The 23,246-nt window shown below is 41.5% G+C and carries 22 protein-coding genes and 1 tRNA gene; 17 read left to right on the top strand and 6 right to left on the bottom strand.

All coding sequences use genetic code 11. From position 1 onward, the window contains the following. The first annotated feature begins 15 nt into the window (after positions 1-15). Together DV740_RS13830 and DV740_RS13825 are read left to right on the top strand one after the other, a co-directional pair. Positions 16-88: transfer RNA gene (locus DV740_RS13830), tRNA-Lys, on the top strand. A gap of 332 nt (positions 89-420) precedes the next feature. Beyond that, positions 421-1,056, top strand: a complete 636-nt coding sequence (locus tag DV740_RS13825) for a DUF1638 domain-containing protein (RefSeq protein ID WP_118088374.1) — start codon at positions 421-423, stop codon at positions 1,054-1,056. Positions 1,057-1,130: 74 nt separating this feature from the next. Here the strand turns inward: DV740_RS13825 and DV740_RS13820 are convergent, their stop codons facing one another. Then, a complete protein-coding gene (locus DV740_RS13820; RefSeq protein WP_118088373.1) occupies positions 1,131-1,964 on the bottom strand; it encodes a bacteriohemerythrin in 834 nt (277 codons plus the stop codon). A gap of 193 nt (positions 1,965-2,157) precedes the next feature. Beyond that, positions 2,158-2,808 carry a tRNA (guanosine(46)-N7)-methyltransferase TrmB gene (gene trmB, locus DV740_RS13815; RefSeq protein WP_117699115.1) on the bottom strand — a complete coding sequence of 217 codons (651 nt, stop codon included), beginning with the start codon at positions 2,806-2,808 and terminating at the stop codon, positions 2,158-2,160. Between the two features lie 159 nt (positions 2,809-2,967). Between trmB and DV740_RS13810 the strand changes: the two genes are divergently transcribed. Further along, the gene (locus DV740_RS13810; RefSeq protein ID WP_118057516.1) at positions 2,968-4,389 is read left to right on the top strand and encodes a D-alanyl-D-alanine carboxypeptidase family protein; all 1,422 of its coding nucleotides are present in this window, start codon (positions 2,968-2,970) and stop codon (positions 4,387-4,389) included. 194 nt (positions 4,390-4,583) lie between these two features. Here DV740_RS13810 and DV740_RS13805 read toward each other — a convergent pair whose 3' ends face one another. Continuing rightward, on the bottom strand, positions 4,584-5,096 hold the full coding sequence (locus DV740_RS13805) for a hypothetical protein (protein WP_117699117.1): 513 nt from the start codon (positions 5,094-5,096) through the stop codon (positions 4,584-4,586). Between the two features lie 195 nt (positions 5,097-5,291). Between DV740_RS13805 and DV740_RS13800 the strand changes: the two genes are divergently transcribed. Both DV740_RS13800 and DV740_RS13795 read left to right on the top strand, forming a co-directional pair. Next, complete coding sequence (locus DV740_RS13800) at positions 5,292-5,906, top strand: type IV toxin-antitoxin system AbiEi family antitoxin domain-containing protein (protein ID WP_117699118.1); 615 nt, start codon at positions 5,292-5,294, stop codon at positions 5,904-5,906. Further along, positions 5,906-6,775 carry a hypothetical protein gene (locus DV740_RS13795; RefSeq protein ID WP_147337985.1) on the top strand — a complete coding sequence of 290 codons (870 nt, stop codon included), beginning with the start codon at positions 5,906-5,908 and terminating at the stop codon, positions 6,773-6,775. Before DV740_RS13800 ends, DV740_RS13795 begins: the two co-directional genes overlap by 1 nt. Positions 6,776-6,779: 4 nt before the next feature. Here DV740_RS13795 and mobA read toward each other — a convergent pair whose 3' ends face one another. From mobA to DV740_RS13780, 3 genes are all read right to left on the bottom strand, one after another. Then, a complete protein-coding gene (gene mobA / locus DV740_RS13790) occupies positions 6,780-7,826 on the bottom strand; it encodes a molybdenum cofactor guanylyltransferase (RefSeq protein ID WP_242994347.1) in 1,047 nt (348 codons plus the stop codon). 36 nt (positions 7,827-7,862) lie between these two features. Further along, positions 7,863-8,942, bottom strand: a complete 1,080-nt coding sequence (locus tag DV740_RS13785) for an ATP-binding protein (RefSeq protein WP_147340212.1) — start codon at positions 8,940-8,942, stop codon at positions 7,863-7,865. Positions 8,943-9,489: 547 nt separating this feature from the next. After that, entirely contained in the window at positions 9,490-10,272 is a 783-nt protein-coding gene (locus DV740_RS13780) for a sporulation initiation factor Spo0A C-terminal domain-containing protein (RefSeq protein ID WP_117697945.1), read from the bottom strand. A 393-nt stretch (positions 10,273-10,665) separates the two neighbouring features. Between DV740_RS13780 and DV740_RS13775 the strand changes: the two genes are divergently transcribed. The 12 genes from DV740_RS13775 (at position 10,666) to DV740_RS13720 (ending at position 23,242) form a co-directional block, all read left to right on the top strand. Further along, positions 10,666-12,081, top strand: a complete 1,416-nt coding sequence (locus tag DV740_RS13775; protein ID WP_118057519.1) for an aminotransferase class I/II-fold pyridoxal phosphate-dependent enzyme — start codon at positions 10,666-10,668, stop codon at positions 12,079-12,081. A 56-nt stretch (positions 12,082-12,137) separates the two neighbouring features. Continuing rightward, positions 12,138-12,728 (top strand): guanylate kinase, encoded by a 591-nt coding sequence (locus tag DV740_RS13770; protein ID WP_117842276.1) that lies wholly within the window; start codon positions 12,138-12,140, stop codon positions 12,726-12,728. A gap of 8 nt (positions 12,729-12,736) precedes the next feature. After that, the gene (locus DV740_RS13765; RefSeq protein ID WP_022244281.1) at positions 12,737-13,177 is read left to right on the top strand and encodes a YaaR family protein; all 441 of its coding nucleotides are present in this window, start codon (positions 12,737-12,739) and stop codon (positions 13,175-13,177) included. 49 nt (positions 13,178-13,226) lie between these two features. Next, entirely contained in the window at positions 13,227-14,216 is a 990-nt protein-coding gene (locus tag DV740_RS13760) for a DNA polymerase III subunit (protein ID WP_022244280.1), read from the top strand. Between the two features lies 1 nt (position 14,217). Continuing rightward, the gene (locus tag DV740_RS13755; protein ID WP_117842275.1) at positions 14,218-15,129 is read left to right on the top strand and encodes a PSP1 domain-containing protein; all 912 of its coding nucleotides are present in this window, start codon (positions 14,218-14,220) and stop codon (positions 15,127-15,129) included. Next, complete coding sequence (locus tag DV740_RS13750) at positions 15,116-15,865, top strand: tRNA1(Val) (adenine(37)-N6)-methyltransferase (protein WP_118088371.1); 750 nt, start codon at positions 15,116-15,118, stop codon at positions 15,863-15,865. The genes DV740_RS13755 and DV740_RS13750 overlap by 14 nt, the downstream gene beginning before the upstream one ends. Positions 15,866-15,884: 19 nt before the next feature. After that, the gene (locus DV740_RS13745) at positions 15,885-16,655 is read left to right on the top strand and encodes a prolipoprotein diacylglyceryl transferase (RefSeq protein ID WP_118088393.1); all 771 of its coding nucleotides are present in this window, start codon (positions 15,885-15,887) and stop codon (positions 16,653-16,655) included. Positions 16,656-16,694: 39 nt separating this feature from the next. Beyond that, a complete protein-coding gene (gene rsmI, locus DV740_RS13740; RefSeq protein ID WP_117842273.1) occupies positions 16,695-17,537 on the top strand; it encodes a 16S rRNA (cytidine(1402)-2'-O)-methyltransferase in 843 nt (280 codons plus the stop codon). A gap of 209 nt (positions 17,538-17,746) precedes the next feature. Next, on the top strand, positions 17,747-19,807 hold the full coding sequence (locus DV740_RS13735) for a methyl-accepting chemotaxis protein (protein ID WP_117842272.1): 2,061 nt from the start codon (positions 17,747-17,749) through the stop codon (positions 19,805-19,807). 123 nt (positions 19,808-19,930) lie between these two features. Next, positions 19,931-21,271 (top strand): ABC transporter substrate-binding protein, encoded by a 1,341-nt coding sequence (locus DV740_RS13730; protein ID WP_117697937.1) that lies wholly within the window; start codon positions 19,931-19,933, stop codon positions 21,269-21,271. Positions 21,272-21,491: 220 nt separating this feature from the next. Beyond that, positions 21,492-22,388 carry a carbohydrate ABC transporter permease gene (locus DV740_RS13725; protein WP_117697936.1) on the top strand — a complete coding sequence of 299 codons (897 nt, stop codon included), beginning with the start codon at positions 21,492-21,494 and terminating at the stop codon, positions 22,386-22,388. 2 nt (positions 22,389-22,390) lie between these two features. Continuing rightward, positions 22,391-23,242 carry a carbohydrate ABC transporter permease gene (locus DV740_RS13720; protein WP_197420848.1) on the top strand — a complete coding sequence of 284 codons (852 nt, stop codon included), beginning with the start codon at positions 22,391-22,393 and terminating at the stop codon, positions 23,240-23,242. Positions 23,243-23,246 lie beyond the last annotated feature (4 nt).

Here is a 23,246-nt window from a genome sequence, read left to right as displayed (position 1 = left end):
CTTGCGTTAAGCAATGCGCCACTAGCTCAGCTGGCAGAGCACCTGACTCTTAATCAGGGTGTCCAGGGTTCGAACCCCTGGTGGCGCATGTAAAGTACCGATTTTGTGGACGTGGAGCCATGGGGTTGGTGCTTTTTTTTGTTATAAAAAATCCGTAAGAAGCTGCCCGTGGCAGGTTCTGTAGATGTAAATAAGGAATGATGAAGATATCGTTTATTTGTTCAGTATATTTTTTACTTCTTTAAAAGACCTTTGAATTGTAGTAAATTTAGTGTGCAGGGCAGGCTTACGGTAGGAAAAAAGCAAAGCCTTTCTGGAAAAGCAGTTTGATTTGAATTTCATGAGGCATACCCTTTTTTAGATATTATATGCAAGAGGATATGGAAAAATATATAAATATATAAATATAGAGGAAATCATTTGGAAAAGAAAATTCTGATTGCCTGTGCAATGCAGCAGGATGAAATTGAAAAGTACAGAAAACAATTAAATATAACATATCCTGTTGTATATCTGCAACGTGGATTGCATAGAAACCCGTCTGTATTAAGAAATCTGCTGCAGCAGGAGATTGACAGGCACCAGGATGTGGATATAATCCTGCTCACCTATGGATTGTGCGGGCGGGGCACGGAAGGGATTGTGAGCTGGAATACCGAACTTGTAATGCCACGTTTCCACGACTGCATCCACCAGCTTTTGGAGAATCATGTGGATAAGAATTCTATTTATGCGACAAGAGCGTGGACAATTGACAAGGAGTCCATTGGAGGCCAGTGCAGTACCGTTCTTGCTGCTTATGGCAGAGAACGGGGGATGGAAGTTTTAGATACAATCTATGGCGGTTATGAGAAGATTACTTTAATAGATACGCAAAGCTATGATATAAAGAAAACCAAAGATGGACTGAAAAGACCTGCAGAACTTCTAAATAAGAAGCTGGCGGTGGAGCCATCCGACTGCAATATTATAAGAAAGCTTTTATCTGGAAAATGGGATTGTAATTTCGTTCATCTTGAAAAAGGAGAGCGTGTCACAGAAAGACACTTTATATAAGAAAACCGGCGTTCTAATTTAGAATAAAGTCTAATATCAGGAAGCCGGTTTTATGCTGTATGCTCTGCAGTTTATTATTTTTTCATTTCGTCCATATAGACAGCAATTTTTTTATCCATACCAATAATATGGTTGGATAACCAGCCCAGCAGAAACTGGATCAGTTCCAGAAGATAAGTCTGCTGGTTATTGTCCATATTGTCAAGTTCTGAGAAGTCAATTTCTACCAGGCGTTCAACGAAAGCAGTGTGGGCACGCTTCTGGGCAGCCAGTTCCGGATAGTGCATCTTCTCCATCAGCATTTCCTCATCAGCAAAATGAAATTGTGTATAATCCTTTAATTCCACTAAAAGCCGCATAATTTCATCATATTTGTCATGCAGCAGATCGTTTTGAATCAGGTCATTGGTCTCTTTTATAATCTCAAAGAGACGGCGGTGCTCTTTATCCACAAGGTCAATTCCGGTCTTGTATTTGTCCGTAAAGGCAAATGGGTCATCGGAAGTCCCTTCAACTGCGGACATTTTTCCAATCATCATATCACTGCTTAAGATATGGTGGTACAGCCAGCGTACCAGATAGGAAAGTAGTTCTTCGAAAGATGCTCTGGCAGCCTCTTTTGAGGACTTATCTAAAATAAAGGAATTGATTTTCTCAGCAAATTCAGCATGTTCCTTTTTCTGAAGAGGAAGCTCCGGGTCATGAATCTGTTCCATATAAGCCTCTTCATGGGCGAAATGTGTATTCGCATAATCCTTCAGATGAAGAAGCAGGCTCTGGGCAATTCCGGAAATATCTTCGGTTGTTTTAACAAGGGAAAGAGCATCATTTATCATCTGGAATAATTTGCGGTGTTCCTCATCTATTTGTGGAATATGAATCATACAATCTTCTGTGAATTCGTACATGGTATACATCTCCTTACATTGTATCAATGATTTGTGCTACGATGTATTATAAACCCTCAGAAGATAAGCCACAATAAAAAAAGAAAAATTTATAAAAATTTCACTGATAAACCAACTCCGGATGCTCAGGCAAATGGTTCATCTCATGGGTCATGCATCCGGCAGTGTCCGTGCACTGGCACTATCGGAAAGGTCATAAAGGAATATTTCTGGAAGTAATCAGCTTGCAGATAGGATTTCCCCTGGAAGAGAATTTCTCTTCGTATTCGGTCATAATATTGCCTTCGTTCATGGCAGTATCATGGTGTAAATCCCTTGTAAATGCGTCCAGATTCCAGCCTGCAGCATCGATTTCTTCTAAGGAGAAGTCAAAAAGTCCTACGTTATCGGTCTTAAACTCAATCTGTCCGTCATCTTTTAAGACTTTGTCATAGCGCTCTAAGAACTGGCGGGAGGTCAGTCTTCTTTTGGCATGGCGGTCCTTTGGCCATGGGTCGGAGAAATTGAGATAAATGCGGTCTAACTCGCCCTTTTCGAAGAAGTCCGGCAGAAGTGCCGCATCTTCACACAGAAGGCGTAAGTTTGGCAGTGGATTTTCTTCCAATTTCTGGAGTCCGCGATACAATACGCTTTCGTAACGTTCCATGCCAAGATAGTTGATATCCGGATTCCGGGCAGCTAAGTCCATGATAAAGCGTCCCTTGCCCATGCCGATTTCAATGCGGATCGGGTGGTCATTTCCAAATATTTCATTCCAGTGTCCTTTATGGGAAGCGGCATCCTTGATACAGAGGTCACTGGCTTCTACAGCCGGCGCAGCCGCCGGGATATTGCGAAGTCTCATAATATGAAATCCTTTCTACTTATATATATCTTTCGAAAACAATTTATCATATTTATGGTTTAAAAGAAAGAGAATTGTGAATATTAATGGAAAGGTATTGCACCATGGAAATGGATTGATATATACTTAAAGGTAAGAATGATTTAGGAGCAGCAGAAAATGAAAAAGAAAAAGAGAATATTAAGTTTCGGACTGGCAGTGTGCTGTTTTGTCGGCTTATTGGGTATAAACACACAAAAGGTAAAGGCGGCAGAGTACTGGCCCCAGGACCCGGAAACCGAATCACCCAATGCGATTGTGATGGAAGAGAGCACAGGAACGGTTCTTTATGATAAGAATTCCACGGAGCAGCATTGTCCGGCAAGTATCACGAAGATTATGACCACGCTTCTGGCACTGGAAAATTGTTCGCTGGATGAGACAGTAACATTTTCCAAAGAGGCGGTTTATAACACCCATGGTTCCGGAATCTCCAGGGATGTGGGAGAGCAGATGACCATGGAGGAATGCCTTTATGCAGTCATGCTGGAGTCTGCCAATGAATGTGCCTATGCGGTAGCGGAGCATGTAGGCGGAACCGTTGAGAATTTCGTTCAGATGATGAATGACAAAGCGGCAGAGTTAGGTTGTGTGAATACACATTTTAACAATCCACACGGACTATCTGAGGGAGAGGATGCAACCCTTCACTACACCTGCTGTTATGATATGGCACTGATTGCAAAGGCGGCTTACCAGAATGAGACTTTCCGTGCGATTACAGCAACAAAGACCTATCAGATTCCACCAACCAACAAGCATGATGAGATCACCTATCTGCAGAATCATAATGAAATGATTCATGCCTTTAAAACCAGAGGACAGTATCTATATGAATACTGTGTAGGTGGTAAGACCGGATACACCACAGCGGCAAACAGTACGCTGGTTACCTTTGCAGAAAAGGACGATATGACACTTATCTGTGTCATTATGAATGCCCAGTCGCCAGCGCAGTGGACAGACAGTATTGCATTGTATAATTATTATTTTGAGAACTTTTCGCTATATAATGTAGCTCAGAATGAGACAAGGCTTGAAAATGGAGAAATGGATACAGGAATGCTCAATACCAATTCCTCCTTTGTAAAGATAGATCCGGCGGGAAATATCGTTCTGCCAAAGAGTGCAGAATTCAGTGAAGCTGCGCCGGCAGTAAGCTATGATAATACTTCGGATGATGTGTTGGCAAATATCAGATATACATTTGCAGGACATGATGTAGGCGGTGCGGATATTGTTTCCACCGGAGTAAAAGCAGATACGTTCTCTTTTGATAATGTAAAATCAGAAGAGATTTCTACGGAAGCAGGAACCAGGACCACTACGAAGCATAAGTTCCAGATAAACATCTTGAAAGTGTTATTGGGAATTCTCGGTATCGCAGCCCTTGTGGTCATAGCATTTCTGATTCGGAGATTTGCGGATAATTTCTATATTATCAGACACAAATATTTCTCAAAGAGCAGACCGGATAAGCGTTACAAAACTATAAAGAGAAACTATCGCAGCAAGAGAAGACGGCACAGAAGAAGAAAATAGTCTCGAAAATTGCTATAGAACAACTGAAAAAGACAAGAATAAAAAGAAACGACAATATTTAAATTTAAATATTGTCGTTTTACGTTATCTTGGACATTAAAGTTAGGACGAGATATATTCTGATAATTTGTGGATAAATCCATTATTATTCTGTTATCGTAGCAGAGTTATCCACACTATTTGGATAATTATCATCAATTTGTGGATAACAGAGTCTGGAGGTAGGAAAGGATACGGCTGCGCTCCCTGGTGTAGATAATGATACCATTATAAGCCTTTACCATAGTATCATAATGTCCCTTTAAGCTGATGGAAGAACTTAAAGTATACATCAGATAATCGGCAAGCTCGGTTGGTACTTCAATCAGTACCGGTTCGGATTCCTCCAGACTTTTTAAAGAAGCTTCACTGGATTGCAGCAGGCGGCTGATTTCTTTGTCCTGCTCAAATTGCTCGGATGTTTTATTTACAATAAAGTAACCTCTCTCATCCCGGGGCATATCCATTGCCTTGATGGCACGCTGCACCTGTTTGGTCAGTGCATCGGAAGCGGGGTACAGGGACTGGAAATATCCCATAAAATCTGAAGCTTGCCGGAAATGTTCATTGCAGCCCTTTTCTAATACTTCTGTGACCAGAATACGTTTGATAATCTTCTGGCAGGTTTCCCGGGAAGGGTTTTTTCGGGTAGTATTTTCTGTTTGCATAAATACCTCATTTATCAAAAACAAGCGTATATTCGAATAGACATATGCGACATTAAATATTGTTCCAAATAAATTATACGACAAGAAAATAACTTTTACAACGACAAATTAAAAAAATGGGACAAATTGCAACAGAAATTGACAAGCGGCAAAAATTAACTTATACTAGAAGAAAAATGCGAAGGAGCGATATCTATGAATGCGAAGCAGAAAGAGCAGACCATTGAAGAGATAAAGAAGCTTTTAGAAGAAAATAATGGCATTGTGAAAGCCGAAAAATTATATCCTTTGGGATTGACCTATAAAAGTATTCAGGGACTGGTGAAAGCCGGCATACTTGACCATGTAAAGAGTGGATATTATTCCATGGGGTATGAAGAGAAGCCGCAGGAAGAAATTATTCTGGGACTGTTTCCGGATGGGATCTTATGTATGGACAGCGCCCTTTACTATTACGGTTATATTGAGAAGCGTCCTTATGAATGGAGTATTGCCATCAGCAAGAATACTTCGAAGTCAAGGTTCCGCATGGAATACCCGGTGGTGAAACCATATTATACAGAGCCGGAAGTCATGGAGCTTGGTGTAACGGCCATTCCTTTTGCCGGTGGCGAGATGAAGATTTATGAAAAAGAGCGTCTTATCTGTGACTGCCTCAAGTACGAGGAACGTCTGGAGCGGGAGGATTTAAAGAAGGCGCTGCTGGCATTTATCAATGAGCCAAAGAAAGATATTGCAAAATTAATGGAATATGCCAGAGCCCGCAAGGTTGTGGCAAAGATTCAGAGCAGAATTGGAGTGTGGCTGTAGTGGCAGAGTGCATACTGAGAGAATCATTGATCCGGCAGAGAAGTGAGGACTTGCAAATCCCTTTTGTGGACCTGCTTCCTTCTGCAGTAACCGAGTATTTTCTATATCAGATAAGTAAATCAACATTTGCAGAGAAGCTTTATCTTAGAAATGGCAGCAGCCTCGGTGTGGAGAATTACCGCCGGAAGAGAGTCTTTTCCCTTTCCTATTATTATCAGGTGGTAAAGGATGAGCATTTAACGGAAATGCAGTTAGGGCAGCTCATGAAAGAGGTGTTAAGCCGGAAGCCGGAGTATGTCTATCAGATAGAGAAAGAAAGGGCGGGAAGCTATCAAATAGAGGTGCTGGCAAAATCAAAGGAGCATGAAGTTCCCATTACCCTGCGTTTTCAGGAGCTTCGGGACGAGCAGATGCAGCCTGCCCATGGAGAATTGCCATTTTTCTTACAGGAGAATACGGTAATAAAGTTTCTGCAATATCCTTATGAGCAGGTTGTGGCAGAGAATTTTGTGGAAATTTTAGAGAAAATGGAATTAATCAACGACCTGTCCTGCTATGAAGAAATTTATGGAATCTTAAAGAAAGAGGCGTTAGATGGCAGAAAGGTTGAGCAGCAGATTATTGAAATTGGAACAAAGAGAGAGCTGGCCTTTGGAAAAGACCGGCTGGATACCGTCCTTCACTATAAGGATTATACTTATATGAAGCGGAAATGGGCGGCATACTTAAAGCGGGAGCGAAAAAAAGAGCCGGACTGGGCGGAAGTGATGACTCTTTTGGAAGCCTTCTTTCCACCAGTCTGGCGTGCAATTATCAAAGATGAAATTTTTATCGGAGACTGGATGCCGGAGCTTTGCCGTTTCCTGTAGATACTTAATGGCTATAGTCGCGGATCAGCGTCTTTAAGAAGCCAAGAAGTGACTTTGGCTTGCGGAAGTCAAAGCAAGGAACTTCTTCGCATTTGTAACCGAAATCACTGGCGATAGCAACAAGACCGGAAAGGGGATGCAGCGGAGTCTCATTTAACTCACTGCTCAAAAGCTCGATTTTAAAGCAGTCTTCATCTTCTAAATCGCAGGTGAGGATGAGGTCTACATTTGTAATATTGGAAAAATCTTTTTCTGAATCAAAGATGGCAGCCTTAATGCCATCTTTTTTTAATGCCTCCAATAGCTGGATGCAGAAGGTCTTTTTATCAATAATGGAATCCCCCACCAGCGATACCACGGGAATAAAAGTAGCAATATTGCCTGTTGCCGGAAGCTCCAGATTGCTGTCTTCATCAAAAAGCTCTCCCCGTTCGGAAAGCAGCTTTAAGGCATGATAATAATGGGTGCGGGTATTGATGTTAAAAAATTGTTCATTCAGTGGAACCGGACATATATTTGCCAGCTCGTTTTCCGGGATATAGCCGGCATTGCATTTCTCATGAAGCCGGTTAAAGGAATATTGGTGAAAGAGCATGGCTTTTCCCACCTGCGGAATGCAGCTTTTAGAATAGACTGCGGAAAGAGTCTCCAACTGGTCATTGGCACGCTCAATCGCCCAGATAGGATGTTCCTGTGGCTGTGACAGCAGGTAAAGCCCCAGTGCCGGTTCTACAAAAGGTGTATCTACGGAAATGAAGAAGGCACGTTCCTCAGAAATCATGGAAAGTGCACTGAAGATACCGGACAGCGGACCGGCATTTCCATAGATGTCTCCAATGGTTGTCACCGGAAGATTCAGATGCGCATAATCATTTTTCTGCTGGACAGAAAGGTAGATTTTCGGAAAATCCGGCTGAAATTTCCGGACCAGATATTCAATCAGGCAGCAGTCCCCAAAAGGGAGCAAAGCCTTGTCCGTTCCAATTCTTGTACTTTTTCCACCACATAGTATAACCAGTGCATGACTCATAACATTTACCTCATGTAACATTTTACCTTCTCAAAAGTTCTTCCATCATAACATAAATCAGTCTGACTGTAAAACAAACATATCATTTCGTATATGTACCCGTTCAATTTCATTACGGCGGTAGGTCTGAATCAGATAGTGATTTTTCCGGTCAAAGACCAGGGAAATTTTTTTCGTAAATGTGGAAGTTCCCGGCGCATATTCGATGATGTGCAGGGATGCACAGTACTGTTTCTTTATCTTCCAGATGTCCATAAGACCGATTCCGCTGCCGCCACTGTCCTTGTGGGTGGTGTGCCGGGTCTGACCAAAGTCCTCAAAGAGCTGCACATCAAAGGCATTTCCGCTATCGGAAATCTCTATGGTACAACTGTCCTCATTATGGCAAAGGTAAGCAGAAAGGCTGCGCACCTCGTTATCACCAATGGCAATCATAGCATTTTCCAGCAAATCCGCCAGAAGGTGGGAAAGGTCTTCCCCGGAAATGACATCTTCCGTCATTTTTACAATATTGCCTGTGATATGCAGGGAAAAGTTGATGTTCTGCGCCAGGGCGCGCTGCTGCATATAGGTAAAAAGCGCATCTAAAACACAGACCCCGGTCACCGGAAGAGCGTGTTCATCATGGCGGTAGGAGTTCAGCGTACCTTTCCGATCCTGTGCCATGGTCTTTAACCCGCTGGCAAGCTGTTCGCCCTTCTTTCTGGTATCACCGTCTGTGGTTCCAGCTTCTAAATATTCGCAGACAGCAAGTTCCATTGCCGGAATCAGCTTGTTATCTTTATGAATAATCTTAGCCAGGGCATCATTATTTTCCTCTAATTTCCGGATGCGGTTATCTTTCTCAATGAGTTCATTTTGTAAAGCCTTAAGCTCCGCCTGCCGCAGCTTCTCCCGGTAGTCACGGGTAATCCGGAACCGCCACCAGCAATAAAGCAGAAGTCCAATCAGGAAAAGGGCAATGAGGAGAAAGAGGAACTGCATGTCAGGAATTGAATCATAAAAGCTGATTATGGTAACAATGAGCAGAATAAAACAGCTTAAGATAAAACCTGTGGCAGAAGAGCCGATTTGATAGAGAAATGGCATGCCACGGCGGAGCCTTTTGATTTTGAAAAGAAGGAATATTAAGAGCAATTCAAGAAGTCCACCTGAAATTTGAATCAGAGCATATGGCAGGTTGTAATTTCCATAAAAGAAGGGTAATAGTGCGAATCCTATAAGAACACCTGAAATTGCAAGAAAAATGAAATTTACACTAAGAGAAATGGTAAAGGATAGCAGACTTAATGTAAGCTGTATCTTAGTTACCAAAGTAAGTATAAAAGCATTTAAAAGGACAAAGACAGGGATTGCAAATAGAGGCAGACATGCATTGATAAAATTAAATAGGAAAGCTTCACCAATGAATATAAAAGAAAGAAGAATAGCATATTTCTTTTGCGAAAGTTTAAAATTTAATAATTTAAAATATAAATAGTAGCAACATAAAAGGTCAAAGAACCAACGAATTATATTTTGAATCATACAATACCTCATATAAATGTATTAAAAATCATATAAAAACCAACCCGATTTTAAACCTAAGAAATGTTCCGAATTTTTCTATAATCTCCTTACATTTTTGAAAAGGAGGAATAGAAATGGATTGGTTATTAGATTTTATCAAGCAGTTTATCAAACATTAACGTCCATCCGTAATCTTTTCCGCGTAAAAGTAAATGAACTCCTTAATGGTAGGCATTCCGCGGTCAGGATTAATGTGGGCAGTGTAGCAGTTAAGAAGAGTTTCGGTGTCATTGGAATTCCATGCGCGGTTAATGGCATTCTGCATGGCACGTTCCACACTGGAATTACTCTTCTTATACTTGTTACCAAGAATCTGGGAAATGTTTGTGGTCGGTCCATCAATTGTTATCATAATGGCATCGGTCAGATATTTGTAACCAACAACCTTTGGACTGATACCAATGAGCTCCAGTTCCCGGTGGATTCTGCGGATAAGTCCCTGCTCTAAATCTTTTTGATTATCTTTCATATAAGAAGTATTGGATGTGGATTCTGTCATTTCAATCATAGGAAGAAGCTGTTCGAGAAAATCAACAGCAGATTCCGGAGAATACGAATCTTCATATTTGCCGATAATAAAATCAGCACCAAGTCTTCGGGCAGATTCCAGTGTGATTTTGCTGGAGTTGTAAGTGGTAACAAGAATATAAGGCTTTTTCTCTAAGCCCAGTTTATTTAAGTCAGAGAGGAAAAACAGTCCGTTTCCGCCGCCATGATGCAATTCCAGATCAAGAATAACAGCGTCAGGAAGCGTATTCTGTACATATTGAATGCCAACATAAGAATTATTGGTGACGCCGGCTAAATCCATATTATCTTTGGATGCAATATAGTTTGAAATACGATTGCAGGTGTCCATATCATCTTCGATCAATAAAATGTGGAGCGTTTTTTCCATGTATAAGTCCTCCTGATTTACTCATATATCGTTTCAATAAAATAACATTTCACAAGGCATCTTTAAAATTAAGCTTATTATATCTCAAAAACCCCTTTAAAACAACAAAAAACAATACAAACCAACGAAAACCAACAACAAAAGCGTAAAGTTTGTGTTGGAAAAAAGTGGTAAACTACCCAGTAAGGAGTATCGATAAAAAATTTGAGTTGTGTAAAGTTATCATATAGATTCGGGTGGCTGCTTTCAAAGCGGTCACCCGAAAGTCGTTTCTGGCGGGAAAAATCCCTTGTCTTTTCCCCTTTCAAGCCGTACTATAGAAATAGGTATATCAATTAGAAAATCAGCCATTATTCAAAGAGTATGAAACCATAATAACAGACCAGGTGAACCATGACATATATAAAAGACGAATTATGTAAATTGGCATCCTCTGATATGTATCCCCTTCATATGCCGGGACATAAGCGGAGACTGGATTGTGACATCAATCCTTATACATATGACATTACAGAAATAGATGGATTTGATAATCTACATGCCGCAGAAGGAATCATAAAGGAAGCCGAGGAGCGGGCAGCCGCATTATGGGGCGCAAAGAGTTCTTTCTTTCTGGTAAATGGAAGTACCTGCGGTATTTTAGCAGCACTCAGTGCCGCATTACCGAAAAAGGGACATCTTCTGATGGCACGAAACAGCCATAAGGCAGCATATCATGCAGCATATTTAAGAGAGTTACAGGTGACATATCTCTATCCGGTCTTTACAGAATTCGGGATACAGGGTGGAATACTGCCGGAGCAGGTAGAAGCTGCATTAGAAGCGGATGAAAGTATTGAGGCTGTGTTTCTTACATCACCAACCTATGATGGAATCGTATCAGATATAGAAAAAATAGCAGAAATTGCCCATCAGCATGGGATTCCGCTGATTGTGGACGAAGCTCATGGTGCGCATCTTGGCTTTCATCCGTATTTCCCAAAATCAGCTATTACGCTGGGAGCAGATGTGGTAATCCAGAGCCTGCATAAGACGCTTCCGGCACCTACACAGACTGCAATTCTGCATTGGAATTCTTCTTATATAAAGAAGGAACGGTTGGAGTGGTTCTTAAATATCTATGAAACCAGTTCTCCATCCTACTTATTCTTGGCCAGTATAGATGAATGTGTGCGTCTGCTGACGGAAGAGAAAGAGAAGTATTTTGATGCATATGAGAAGCATCTGAAAGACTTTTATGAAAAAGCATCCCATTTTTCTAATGTGGAAGTCATGGGAGAAGTGGATTTAAAAGAGACAGAAGGCTTTGCCAAAGACCCGTCGAAGCTGGTACTCCGTGCCACGAAAGCCGGACTTTCCGGGGAAGAGCTGTATCAGCTGCTCAGGGAGAAATACCATTTGCAGTTAGAGATGTGTCAGGGAGATTATGCGCTGGCAATGACCAGTATTTTTGACAGCGAGGAAGGTTTTGACCGGCTGTATGCGGCACTGGAAGAAATTGATAAAAAAGAAGCCGTAGCAAGAAGAACAATAACGCCGCAGTTTCTGACCGAAGCCTATGCAAAGCGGACGGTCCGCATATCCATTGCAGAAGCGCTGGATGCAAAGACAGCGGAAATGGGGATGAAGGAAAGTGTTGGCAAGACGGCAGGAGCATTTGTCTATCTTTATCCGCCGGGTATCCCGATGTTGGTGCCGGGAGAAGAGATTTCCAAAGAGGCGGTGGCAGTGATAAAAACCTGCCGGGAGAATGCATTTCGTATTCATGGCGTGACTGAGGACGGAAAGATAAAAGTTGTCATTTCCTGAAAATTATTTTATACTAGAAAACAGACGGCAAAACCGTAGAAACAGGAGATTTACACATGGGAAAGATTTTCTGCCTGATGGGCAAGAGCTCAACAGGAAAAGATACCATATATAAGATGCTGCGGGATGAGAAAGCGTTGCAGCTTCAGACGATTGTACCATATACTACCCGGCCGATCCGTGCCGGCGAGGCGGAGGGCGTAGAGTATCATTTTATTGATGAACAAAGGCTTTTGAAGCTCGAAAAAGAAGGAAAAGTCATAGAGCAGCGCGCATATGATACTATATACGGAATCTGGCGCTATGCCACAATTGCAGACGGGCAGGTCAATCTGTCGGAGCACAGTTATCTTCTAATTGGCACCCTTGCCGTGTATACACAGCTTTGTGCCTATTATGGAAAAGACGCAATCGTACCGATATATATAGAAGTAGAAGATGGTTTACGCCTGCAGCGGGCATTGGACCGGGAGCGGATGCAGGATAAGCCAAAGTATACAGAGCTTTGCAGGAGATTTCTTGCAGATGATGCGGATTTTGCAGAAGAAGCATTGGAAAAGGCAGGAATTACCAGACATTTTGAGAATGATAATCTGCAAAAGACAGTAGAGGAAATTGCAGCTTTTGTGCTATCATATAATGGATAGGTGATAAAATGGAGATTAGAGTAAACGACACTGCACCGGTGAATCAGACCACCGGAACCACGCCGGTAGACACCGGAGACGGCAGCTTTAAATTTACATTGACCAGTGCAATCGAAGAGCAGGAGCTTCAGCAGCGGTTGAACAGCCTCTTAGATGACATTACCAAGCAGGGTAATCTTATTGCACAGCATATGGACATCCGGGACATGAAGAAATACCGCGGACTGGTGAAGGATTTCTTAAATGAAGTCGTAACCCGTTCCCATAAATTTTCCAGAGAGAACTTTCTCGACCGGAAAGGCCGTCATCGTGTCTATGGAATCGTCAAGTTGGTGGATAAGAACTTAGACGAACTGGCAGAAGAGCTGGTGAAGGATGAGTCGGACCACATTACCATATTGGATAAAATCGGGGAAATTGCAGGATTATTGTTGGATATTTTCACGTAAAAACAGGACAGCCTAAGACAGCAGGAAGCTTCAGGAGAAAGGAGCGCACATGGCAGGATTTGCAGAAATCATTGGACATGAACAGATTATAGAGCATTTACAGAATGCAATAAAAATGGATAAAATATCCCATGCATATATATTGAACGGACCGGACAAATCCGGCAAGAAAATGCTGGCGGAGGCATTTGCCCAGACCCTGCAGTGTGAACAGCACGGCATTGAGCCCTGCATGGAGTGCCATTCCTGTAAGCAGGCAGTGAACCACAACCAGCCGGACATCATTTATGTCACACATGAGAAGCCGAATACGCTTTCCGTTGCAGATATCCGCAGCCAGCTTGTAAATGATGTAGATGTGAAGCCATACAGTAGCAGATATAAGATTTATATTGTAGATGAAGCAGAGAAAATGAACCAGCAGGCGCAGAATGCACTGTTAAAAACCATCGAAGAGCCGCCGGCATATGCGGTTATCATTCTGCTGACTACCAATGCGGATGCATTTTTACCGACGATTCTTTCCCGGTGTGTGGTATTGAACCTTAAGGTAGTTTCCGATGATAAAATCAAAAAATATCTGATGGAGCACTGTAAAGTGCCGGATTATCAGGCGGATGTGTGTGTGGCATTTGCCCAGGGAAATGTGGGAAAGGCAATGGCGTTGGCATCTTCGGATGATTTTCAGGAGCTGAAAGCTGCAGCCGTGCAGTTATTAAAGCGAATCCATGAGATTGAGCTTTATGAATTTAAGGAAGCCATCAAACAGATTAACGAATATAAAATGGAAATCAACGATTATCTTGATATCATGATGATCTGGTTTCGGGACATTTTATTATATAAAGCAACAACAGATGTAAATGGACTGATATTTAAGGATGAAGTCTATGACATAAAGAAGCAGGCAAGCAAGAGTTCCTACAGTGGAATTGAAGCAATATTAGAAGCGTTGGAAAAGGCAAAGGTGCGCCTTACGGCAAATGTCAACTTTGACCTGGTGATGGAATTGTTGCTGCTGACAATAAAGGAGAATTAGAATGACAAAAGTAGTTGGAGTCAGATTCCGCAGAGCCGGAAAGATATATTATTTTGACCCGGGTAAAGCAAAGATGGCGGCAGGCAGCCATGTTATCGTGGAGACTGCCCGTGGCATAGAGTACGGAACCGTGCTGATTGCCCCGAAAGAGGTAGACGATAAAGCAGTGGTTCAGCCATTGAAGCCGGTCATCCGCGTGGCAACACCGGAGGACGATAAGACCGAGCAGAGAAATAAAGAGAAAGAAAAAGAAGCATACAAAATCTGTTTTGAGAAAATCGCAAAGCATAAGCTTGAAATGAAGCTGGTAGAAGCAGAGTATACCTTTGATAACAATAAGCTTCTGTTTTACTTTACCGCAGACGGACGAATTGATTTCCGTGAACTGGTAAAAGATCTGGCAGCAGTATTCCGTACCAGAATTGAGCTGCGCCAGATTGGAGTGAGAGACGAGACCAAGATTTTAGGCGGAATTGGAATCTGCGGAAGAGAATTATGCTGTAAATCCTATCTGGCTGATTTTGCTCCGGTATCTATTAAGATGGCAAAGGAGCAGAACCTGTCCTTAAATCCGACTAAGATTTCCGGTGTATGTGGCAGACTGATGTGCTGTCTGAAAAATGAGGCTGAAACATACGAATATTTAAACAGCCGTCTTCCGAATGTGGGTGATACCGTTACCACAATTGATGGATGTAAAGGTGAAGTACAGAGCATTAACGTATTGCGTCAGCTGGTGAAGGTCTTAATCGAAGTAAATGATGAGAAAGAACTTCGGGAATATAAGGTAAAAGAGCTGAAGTTCAAGCCAAGAAGACGCAGAGACAATATCAAACTTTCTCCGGAAGAGATGAAAGAGCTGGAAGCCTTAGAGGATAAGGGAGGAAAGTCTAAGATTAATGACGTCAAGTAATGAGATTCAATTAAAACCGGATGAGCGTGTGGACGAGCTGAATCGCAAGGGTTATCGTATCATTCAGGATACGAAGCAGTTCTGCTTTGGAATGGATGCGGTACTCTTAAGTGCTTTTGTAAAGGTAAAGCCGAAACAGAGAGTGTTAGACCTTGGAACCGGAACGGGAGTGATTCCTATCCTATTAGAGGCGAAGACTCCCGGAGAGCATTTTACCGGGCTTGAGATTCAGCCGGACAGTGCCGACATGGCAGGAAGAAGCGTTGCGTTAAATGGATTGACGGATAAAATCGATATCGTAACAGGAGATATAAAAGATGCCTCGAAGATCTTTGGGGCATCTTCTTTTGATATTATAACCACAAATCCGCCTTATATGATAGGAAAGCACGGTCTTACGAATCCGGAGGAAGCAAAGGCAATTGCCCGCCATGAAATATTGTGCAATCTTACGGATATTATGAGGGAGAGTGCGAGAATACTAAAGCCGGGGGGACATTTTTTTATGGTACACCGTCCGTTTCGTCTGACAGAAATCATCTGTTGTATGCATGAGCATCGCATCGAGCCAAAGCGGATGCGGCTGGTATATCCATATGCAGACCGGGAGCCGAACATGGTACTTATCGAAGGCTGCAGAGGCGGGCGTTCCCGTATGACGGTGGAGAAGCCGCTGATTGTATACAAGGAACCGAATGTATACACCGATGAAATATATGAGATTTATGATTTGTAATGAAAGAAAGGAAAGACATATGTTTAATGAGATAACAATTGGACCGTTGACACTTCATACGTATGGACTGATGATTGGACTTGGATTTTTAGCCGCATATGCGATGTGTTATTACCGTGGAAAAAAGATGAAAATGGAAAAAAGCGGAGATATCCTTTATGGAATCTTCTGGTGTGCCATCATCGGCGGACTGGTGGGAACCAGATTGCTTTATTATATTGTAGAGATTCCGGAGATTATCAAAGACCCATCCATTCTCTGGGACTTTAAAAACGGTTATGTAGTATATGGAGGAATTATTGGAGGAATCTTAGTATCCTGGCTTTACTGCAGGATAAAGAAGGTATCTTTCATCGAATACTTTGACCTTGTTATGCCGGCAGTAGCACTGGCACAGGGCTTTGGAAGAATCGGATGCTTCTTTGCAGGCTGTTGTTACGGAAAAGCAACGGACAGCTGGTTTGGAATCACCTTTACCCATTCCGACTATGCTCCAAATGGAGTCAAGCTGATACCGACACAGCTTATTTCATCTGCAGGAGACTTCATGATTTGCCTGATGCTGCTTGCTTATGCAAAGCGTAAGCCGAAAAAAGGCAGAGTGGCATCCTTATACTTAATGTTCTATGGAATCGGAAGATTTGGTGTGGAATTTTTAAGAAGTGATTACCGCGGAAGCGTGGGATTCCTTTCTACTTCCCAGTTTATTTCCATTGGTATTGTGGCAGCAGGCATCATACTCTATCAGATGTTGCCGCGCATTTATGAAAATGCGAAGAAAGCGGAGTAAGAAGATATATAATACCACTTAAATAAAAGAGGATAGATTATGGCAGGAAAACTGTATCTGTGTGCAACACCCATTGGAAATTTAGAGGACATCACGTTCCGGGTATTGCGTACCTTAAAGGAAGTAGATTTAATAGCGGCAGAGGATACGAGAAATTCCATTAAGCTCTTAAATCATTTTGAGATTAAGACACCGATGACCAGCTATCATGAATATAACAAAATTGAAAAGGCATACAAGCTGGTAGAGAAATTACAGGAAGGCAAAAATATTGCCCTGATAACAGATGCCGGAACACCGGGTATTTCAGATCCGGGAGAAGAACTGGTTCGAATCTGTTATGAGAATGGCATCGAAGTAACTTCCCTTCCGGGACCGGCAGCCTGCATTACTGCATTGACCATGTCGGGACTTCCCACCAGACGATTTGCTTTCGAGGCATTTCTTCCGAGGGATAAAAAAGAACGTGCCAGAGTCTTAGAGGAGCTGGCGCAGGAGAGCCGAACCATGATTGTATATGAGGCACCACACCATCTTCTAAAGACCTTAAAGGAGCTTTATGAAGTTCTTGGAAACCGTGAATTAACGGTCTGCAAGGAGCTGACCAAACGATATGAGAACACGACAAAAACGACATTCGAAGATGTCATAAGATTCTATAAGGACAACGAACCAAAAGGAGAGTACGTTTTAGTTATTTCTGGAAAGACATTTGAGACAAAGGAGCAGGAAGCAAGAGAAGCCTGGGAGAGCCTTTCCATCGAGGAACATATGGCACATTATGAGGCTTCCGGCATGGAACGAAAGGAAGCCATGAAGCAGGTGGCAAAGGACCGCGGCATCAGTAAGCGGGATGTCTATCAGGCATTGTTAAAAGAATAGGAAGAATAACAGGAAACCAATATAAGGGACAATGGACAGAGAGCAGCCATTGTCCCATTTTTGTGTAATATGAAAATAATCCACTTTTTTAAAAAGCTTTCGACTATTTTTTATAAAAAGTCAATGATACGATAAATAATATCAACCAGATAATGGAGAAAGTGTCGGGAAAAGGGTGACTTTAAAAGGGAAGAAAAGGAGGATTATGTATGCACAAAAGAGATCAGAAAGAAAAAAAGGAACTGCCTTTTTACAAGACGATTGCGATGAAACTGATTTTGGGATTTCTGGTTCCGGTAGCCGGAATCGTTATACTGGGGCTGGTTTCCTATAACAAATCTTCATACGCAATTGTAAGCAAGTATAAAGAATCGGTCGAGCAGACCATAAATATGATGCAGCAGTGCATCGGGCTTGCAGTATCTAGTGAGGAAGATGAATTCAAGCGGTATCTTACGGATACAGAGATGCAGAAATACATTTCCGGAATGTATACAGATTCAGAGGAAAAGAGCCAGAAGAAAAAGGTTACAGATGAAGTAAATACAAAGACAGTGGTAGACGAGAAAGTCAGTGGAATTGTTTTTCTGGCAGAGGGTGGAAAAAGTATTTCCGATAATACAAATCCGGTAAACAGTGCCGGATATTCGGAATATGTAGAAACACAACAGGGACAGAAAATGGCAGCAGATTCCACTGACTGGCTGATATTCGGGCAGGATAAAGAAGCGGATGAAGTACTTGGATTAGATAGCAGTACCTATAGCATCCGTCTTGTAAAAAATTATAATGCACAAAAGGGTGCAATTCTTATTGATATGGACGCTTCCTATCTGCGGAAAGTCATGGAATCCTTAAATCCGGGAACCGGCGGTTATACGGTGCTGGTGACCAGTGACGGACAGGAATTTTATGGACAGGAAGACAATATTCCGGATAGTACCATGATATATGACACCGGATTTTATAAGGAGGCACTTTCTACAGAGGATGAGACATTTAGTACAATGACAGAGATAAATGGAAAGAAGTATCTTTTCCTAAGCAGCCGGATTCCGGAAAAAGATGCACTTTTATGTGCCTTGGTGCCGGAAGAGAATATTATGGCAGAAGCAGCACAGATCCGGACATTGACGGTAATTCTTTCCATCTGTTTTGCCGTTGTTGCACTTATACTTGGCGTAATGATTGCGCAGAATATGTCCGGAACGATACATTATATTCTCCGCAAACTGCGTAAAGTAGCAGACGGAGACCTGACGATACATCTGACTACGAGAAAACAGGATGAATTCGGGCTTTTGTGTGAAGGAATCAATCATACCGTAGAACATGTAAAGGAACTGATTGTCCATGTCAATGAAGTGAGTAACCAGTTAAATGAAGCAGCAGGTTATGTCAATGAAGCGTCCGGCACTTTCTTAAAGACCTCTCAGAACATACAGGAGGCAGTGGAATGTATAGAAACAGGAGTAAATAAACTTGACAATGGAGCAGAAAACTGTCTGACACAGATGGATGCATTATCTGGTAAAATAGCAGATGTAAGTCTGCATGCACAGGAAATAAGTAATCTTACATCTTCTGCAGGAACAACGATTGAATCTGGCATACAATCGGTACAGGGACTGACCAGCAGTGCGGAATCTACGGTAGAGATAACCCGCAGCGTAATTGATGCAATTGAGGAATTGGAAGAACGTTCCAGAGCAATTAATGAGATTGTCGCAGCAATTAACCAGATTGCAGAGCAGACCAACCTGTTATCCCTGAATGCATTTATTGAAGCAGCCCGTGCCCAGGAGGCAGGAAAAGGATTTGCAGTAGTTGCAGAAGAAATCCGTAAATTATCGGATCAGTGTCTGGTATCAGCAGGACAGATATCGGATATTGTAGCAGAAATCGTGGAAAAGACCGGAGAAGTGGCAGAAATTGCACGAAAAGCAGAAGAAATAGTTTCTACACAAAGTGGTGCAGTAGAAGAGACGACGCAGTCCTTCCGGCAGATAGATACGCAGGTAGCCTCTTTGTTAATTGCATTGGATACAATCAGCAATAATGTATCGGAAATGGATAGCTCCCGTTCTGAGACATTAGAAGCAATAGAAGGCATTTCCGAAGTGTCCGGGGAAACGGCAGAATGTTCCGTTAAAGTATATGAGAGTGCAGATTCCCAGCTGGGTGCAGTAAAAGAATTAAAAGAAGCATCTGTAAATTTGAGAGAAAGAGCCAGCCGTTTAATCGAGACTTTGGGTAAATTTATCGTATAAAGAACAAAATTATATTAAAAAATTGCACTTTTTTGAAAGTTTGATGACTGTTTTTCAAAAAAAGTGAATGCTAGAATAGAATCATCAAATGAAGAGAGACATTTGAAAAAAGGAGGTATTATGATGAGGAAAAAAATTGTATCAGTGTTATTAACAACAGCAATGGTAACAGCAATGCTTGCAGGATGCGGCGGAAAAGATACTACAGCAAGTAGTGATGGTTCCGAGAAGAGCCCATCCGCAGAAGCAGGAAGTTCAAGCGGGGATGAAATTACATTGAAGGTATTCTCCAACCTGCCAGACCGTAAAAATGGTCAGGGACTGGTAGAACAGAAAATTATTGATGAGTACATGGAAGAGAATCCAAATGTAAAAATCGAAGTAGAAGCTTTGGATGAAGAAGCTTATAAGACAAAATTCAAAGCATACTCCATGGAAGGACTTCCGGATGTTGTAAGTATCTGGGGACAGCCGGCATTCTTAGACGAAGTGTTGGATGCAGGAGTACTTGCAGAATTAAATGAGTCAGATTATGATGATTATGGATTCGTATCCGGTTCCTTAGAAGGATTCAAGAAAGATGGAAAACTTTATGGACTTCCAAGAAATACAGATGTTGCCGGATTCTATTACAATCAGAAAATGTTTGAAGACAATGGCTGGGAAGTTCCAAAGACATATGATGAACTGTTGGAATTAGCAGGAACAATCAAGGATGCAGGCTATATTCCACTGGCAATGGATGGTGGAGATGGATGGCCAATGGCAGTTTATTTATCTGATTTACTTTACAAAGTAGCAGGAAGTGATTATTCCAGTATTGTAAGCAATGCAGTAGCAACTGGTGATTTTACAGATTCAAGCATTGTAAAAGCAACAGAACTACTGAAAGAAACAGCAGATGCAGGATTATTCCAGAATGGATATGATTCACAGGATTATGCAACTGCACAGAATCTTTTTATCAATGGTCAGGCTGCCATGTATTATATGGGAAGCTGGGATGCATCCATGGCATTGAATGAAGATATTGACGAAGATATCAGAACCAACATCCGTGTATTTACCATGCCGGTAGTAGACGGTGGAAAAGGAACTGCAACAGATATCGCAGCATGGAATGGTGGTGGATATGGAGTATCCGCATCTTCTGAACACAAAGATGAAGCAATCAAATTCTTAAATTATATGTATCAGCCGGATAAACTTTCCAAATATGGCTGGGAAAATGGTGTAGGAATGTCTGCACAGGATCAGTCAGCATATATGACAGGTGATGAAACAGAATTACAGATGCAGTTTGTAGATGCAGTAAATAATGCAACAAGTGTATCCGGAACCCCAATCAATGACTGTGGACCATCTGCATTTAAGACAGGCATTGAAAGTGAGATCCAGAGTGTTTCCAATGGAAGCATGAGCGTAGACGATTTCCTTTCTTCTATCGGAAAAGCCTGCCAGTAAACAAAATTAATTTCATAGCATTCTCCAAATTCTTTTAATTACATACCCTATCAGGAGCCGCAGATCAATCTGCGGTTCCTCTTTTTTTATGCATGCAGGAGAAAAAAACATATATAGGTATGTGAAAATATTACACCTTTTCTAAAGACTGGTATCTGTAAACCACATGGCCCGGTTGCTATAATTTTTATAAAGAAAAAACATAGGGAGGGAAAATATAGTGAAGAAACTTTACAGTAACAAGTGGGTTATTCTGAGTCTGGTACTTCCGGGGTTATTCTTATTTGTATTTGCAATATTAGCTCCAATCTGCCTCAGTGTATATTATGGATTTACCAACTACTCAGGAATGGGCTCTTATCAGTTTGTTGGGTGGGAGAATTACAAAAATCTGTTCCATGATGCAGCCTTTGGAACATCACTTCGGAACTCACTGCTTTTAGCAATCGGATTTATTTTTATCCAGCATCCGCTGGCAATGATCGTAGCAGCAGTCCTCGATAAGCTCGGAGGAAAAGGAGAGAACTTCTTCCGCTGCGTATACTTTATTCCAAATGTAATTTCCGTAGCAGTTATCGCATATCTGTGGAAATTCATTTACAATCCGGATTTTGGATTGCTGAATAACATTATCAAAGCCTTTGGCGGAAAAGGTGATATTAACTGGTTCAATTATGACACAGCAATATGGGCAGTCTTAATCGTCTTAATCTGGCATGGATTTGGATGGGGAATGTTAATTTACTACACCGGAATTAAAAATATTGATCCGGTATTGTATGAAGCAGCAGCAATTGACGGAGCGACACAGATACAGACCTTCTTTAAGATTACATTACCACAGATGAAGCCGGTTATTCAGGTAAATGTAACCATGGCTGTTATTTCTGCATTAAAGCAGATGGAGACGGTATATCTGTTAACCAATGGCGGTCCGGGAAATAGTACACAATTTGCAGCAAACTATCTGTATCAGCAGGCATTTAAAGCATACAAATATGGATATGGAAATGCAATCGGTGTGGTATTCATTATTATCTGTCTGTTAGTAACTGTAATTTTAAATAAGATTTTTGAAGAAAGAGAAGCAAAAATTAAAGTAAAGGAGGTCGCATAATTATGGAAATGATCGGAAGTAAGAAGAAGAAAAAGAAGCTGTCGAAACCAATCCTGTATGTTATACTTATTATAGTTGCGGTAATACAGATATTTCCATTAATCTGGCTGTTAGATTTTTCACTGGCGAGCAGTTCAGAAATGTTTACCAACGGACTTCTGGTAATGCCGAAGAAAATCCAGTGGGGCAATTACGTAAAAGCTTTTGTAGATGGTAATTTCCTCTGGTATCTGAAGAATAGTATTTTAATCAATGGATTAGCAGTGCTTCTTGTAATTGTAGTATCTATTATGTCGGCATTTGCATGCCGTAGAATGAAATGGAAATTAAGTACATTCGTAAAAACACTTTTATTAATGGGACTGATGATTCCGATTCATGCGACACTGCTTCCGAATTATAAGATTTACAGCCGCCTGGGAATGACAGATACCATCTGGGCATTGTTGATACCATATGTTGCATTTTCACTTCCACAGGGATTGTTCTTAATGACAAGCTTTATGGAATCCATTCCGGTAGAGTTAGAGGAAGCAGCAGTAATGGATGGTTGTGGAATATATCGTATTTTATTCCAGATTATTACACCAATGTTAAAATCCTCCATTGCAACTGTAGCAATCATGACGTTCTTAAATAACTGGAATGAATTTATGATGGCAAGTACCTATTTAAGCTCTGATAAATGGAAGACACTTCCATTCTCGGTTCTTGAATTTACCGGTGAGTATTCGTCAAATTACGCAGTACAGTTTGCAGTTATGGCATTGACAGCAGCTCCGGCAGTTATTGTATATATTATATTGAATAAACATATCACCAAGGGTGTTGCCATGGGTGCAGTAAAAGGATAAGAGA

It is taken from the genome of Roseburia sp. AF02-12, assembly GCF_003461765.1.
In the GTDB taxonomy this organism is placed as follows: Bacteria; Bacillota; Clostridia; order Lachnospirales; family Lachnospiraceae; genus Roseburia_C; species Roseburia_C amylophila.
Note: the sequence above shows the minus strand (reverse complement) of the source record. Positions and strands in the feature narration are given on the sequence as shown.

What these genes read in the sequence shown, in the direction of transcription:
- DV740_RS13775 (WP_118057519.1), top strand. Translation starts at nt 10,666, where the DNA reads ATGACATATATAAAAGACGAATTATGTAAATTGGCATCCTCTGATATG.
- mobA (WP_242994347.1), bottom strand. Translation starts at nt 7,826, where the DNA reads ATGTTACATGAGGTAAATGTTATGAGTCATGCACTGGTTATACTATGT.
- DV740_RS13760 (WP_022244280.1), top strand. Translation starts at nt 13,227, where the DNA reads ATGGCAGGATTTGCAGAAATCATTGGACATGAACAGATTATAGAGCAT.
- trmB (WP_117699115.1), bottom strand. Translation starts at nt 2,808, where the DNA reads ATGAGACTTCGCAATATCCCGGCGGCTGCGCCGGCTGTAGAAGCCAGT.
- rsmI (WP_117842273.1), top strand. Translation starts at nt 16,695, where the DNA reads ATGGCAGGAAAACTGTATCTGTGTGCAACACCCATTGGAAATTTAGAG.
- DV740_RS13780 (WP_117697945.1), bottom strand. Translation starts at nt 10,272, where the DNA reads ATGGAAAAAACGCTCCACATTTTATTGATCGAAGATGATATGGACACC.
- DV740_RS13735 (WP_117842272.1), top strand. Translation starts at nt 17,747, where the DNA reads ATGCACAAAAGAGATCAGAAAGAAAAAAAGGAACTGCCTTTTTACAAG.
- DV740_RS13720 (WP_197420848.1), top strand. Translation starts at nt 22,391, where the DNA reads ATGGAAATGATCGGAAGTAAGAAGAAGAAAAAGAAGCTGTCGAAACCA.
- DV740_RS13750 (WP_118088371.1), top strand. Translation starts at nt 15,116, where the DNA reads ATGACGTCAAGTAATGAGATTCAATTAAAACCGGATGAGCGTGTGGAC.
- DV740_RS13730 (WP_117697937.1), top strand. Translation starts at nt 19,931, where the DNA reads ATGAGGAAAAAAATTGTATCAGTGTTATTAACAACAGCAATGGTAACA.
- DV740_RS13805 (WP_117699117.1), bottom strand. Translation starts at nt 5,096, where the DNA reads ATGCAAACAGAAAATACTACCCGAAAAAACCCTTCCCGGGAAACCTGC.
- DV740_RS13820 (WP_118088373.1), bottom strand. Translation starts at nt 1,964, where the DNA reads ATGTACGAATTCACAGAAGATTGTATGATTCATATTCCACAAATAGAT.
- DV740_RS13755 (WP_117842275.1), top strand. Translation starts at nt 14,218, where the DNA reads ATGACAAAAGTAGTTGGAGTCAGATTCCGCAGAGCCGGAAAGATATAT.
- DV740_RS13810 (WP_118057516.1), top strand. Translation starts at nt 2,968, where the DNA reads ATGAAAAAGAAAAAGAGAATATTAAGTTTCGGACTGGCAGTGTGCTGT.
- DV740_RS13745 (WP_118088393.1), top strand. Translation starts at nt 15,885, where the DNA reads ATGTTTAATGAGATAACAATTGGACCGTTGACACTTCATACGTATGGA.
- DV740_RS13800 (WP_117699118.1), top strand. Translation starts at nt 5,292, where the DNA reads ATGAATGCGAAGCAGAAAGAGCAGACCATTGAAGAGATAAAGAAGCTT.
- DV740_RS13765 (WP_022244281.1), top strand. Translation starts at nt 12,737, where the DNA reads ATGGAGATTAGAGTAAACGACACTGCACCGGTGAATCAGACCACCGGA.
- DV740_RS13770 (WP_117842276.1), top strand. Translation starts at nt 12,138, where the DNA reads ATGGGAAAGATTTTCTGCCTGATGGGCAAGAGCTCAACAGGAAAAGAT.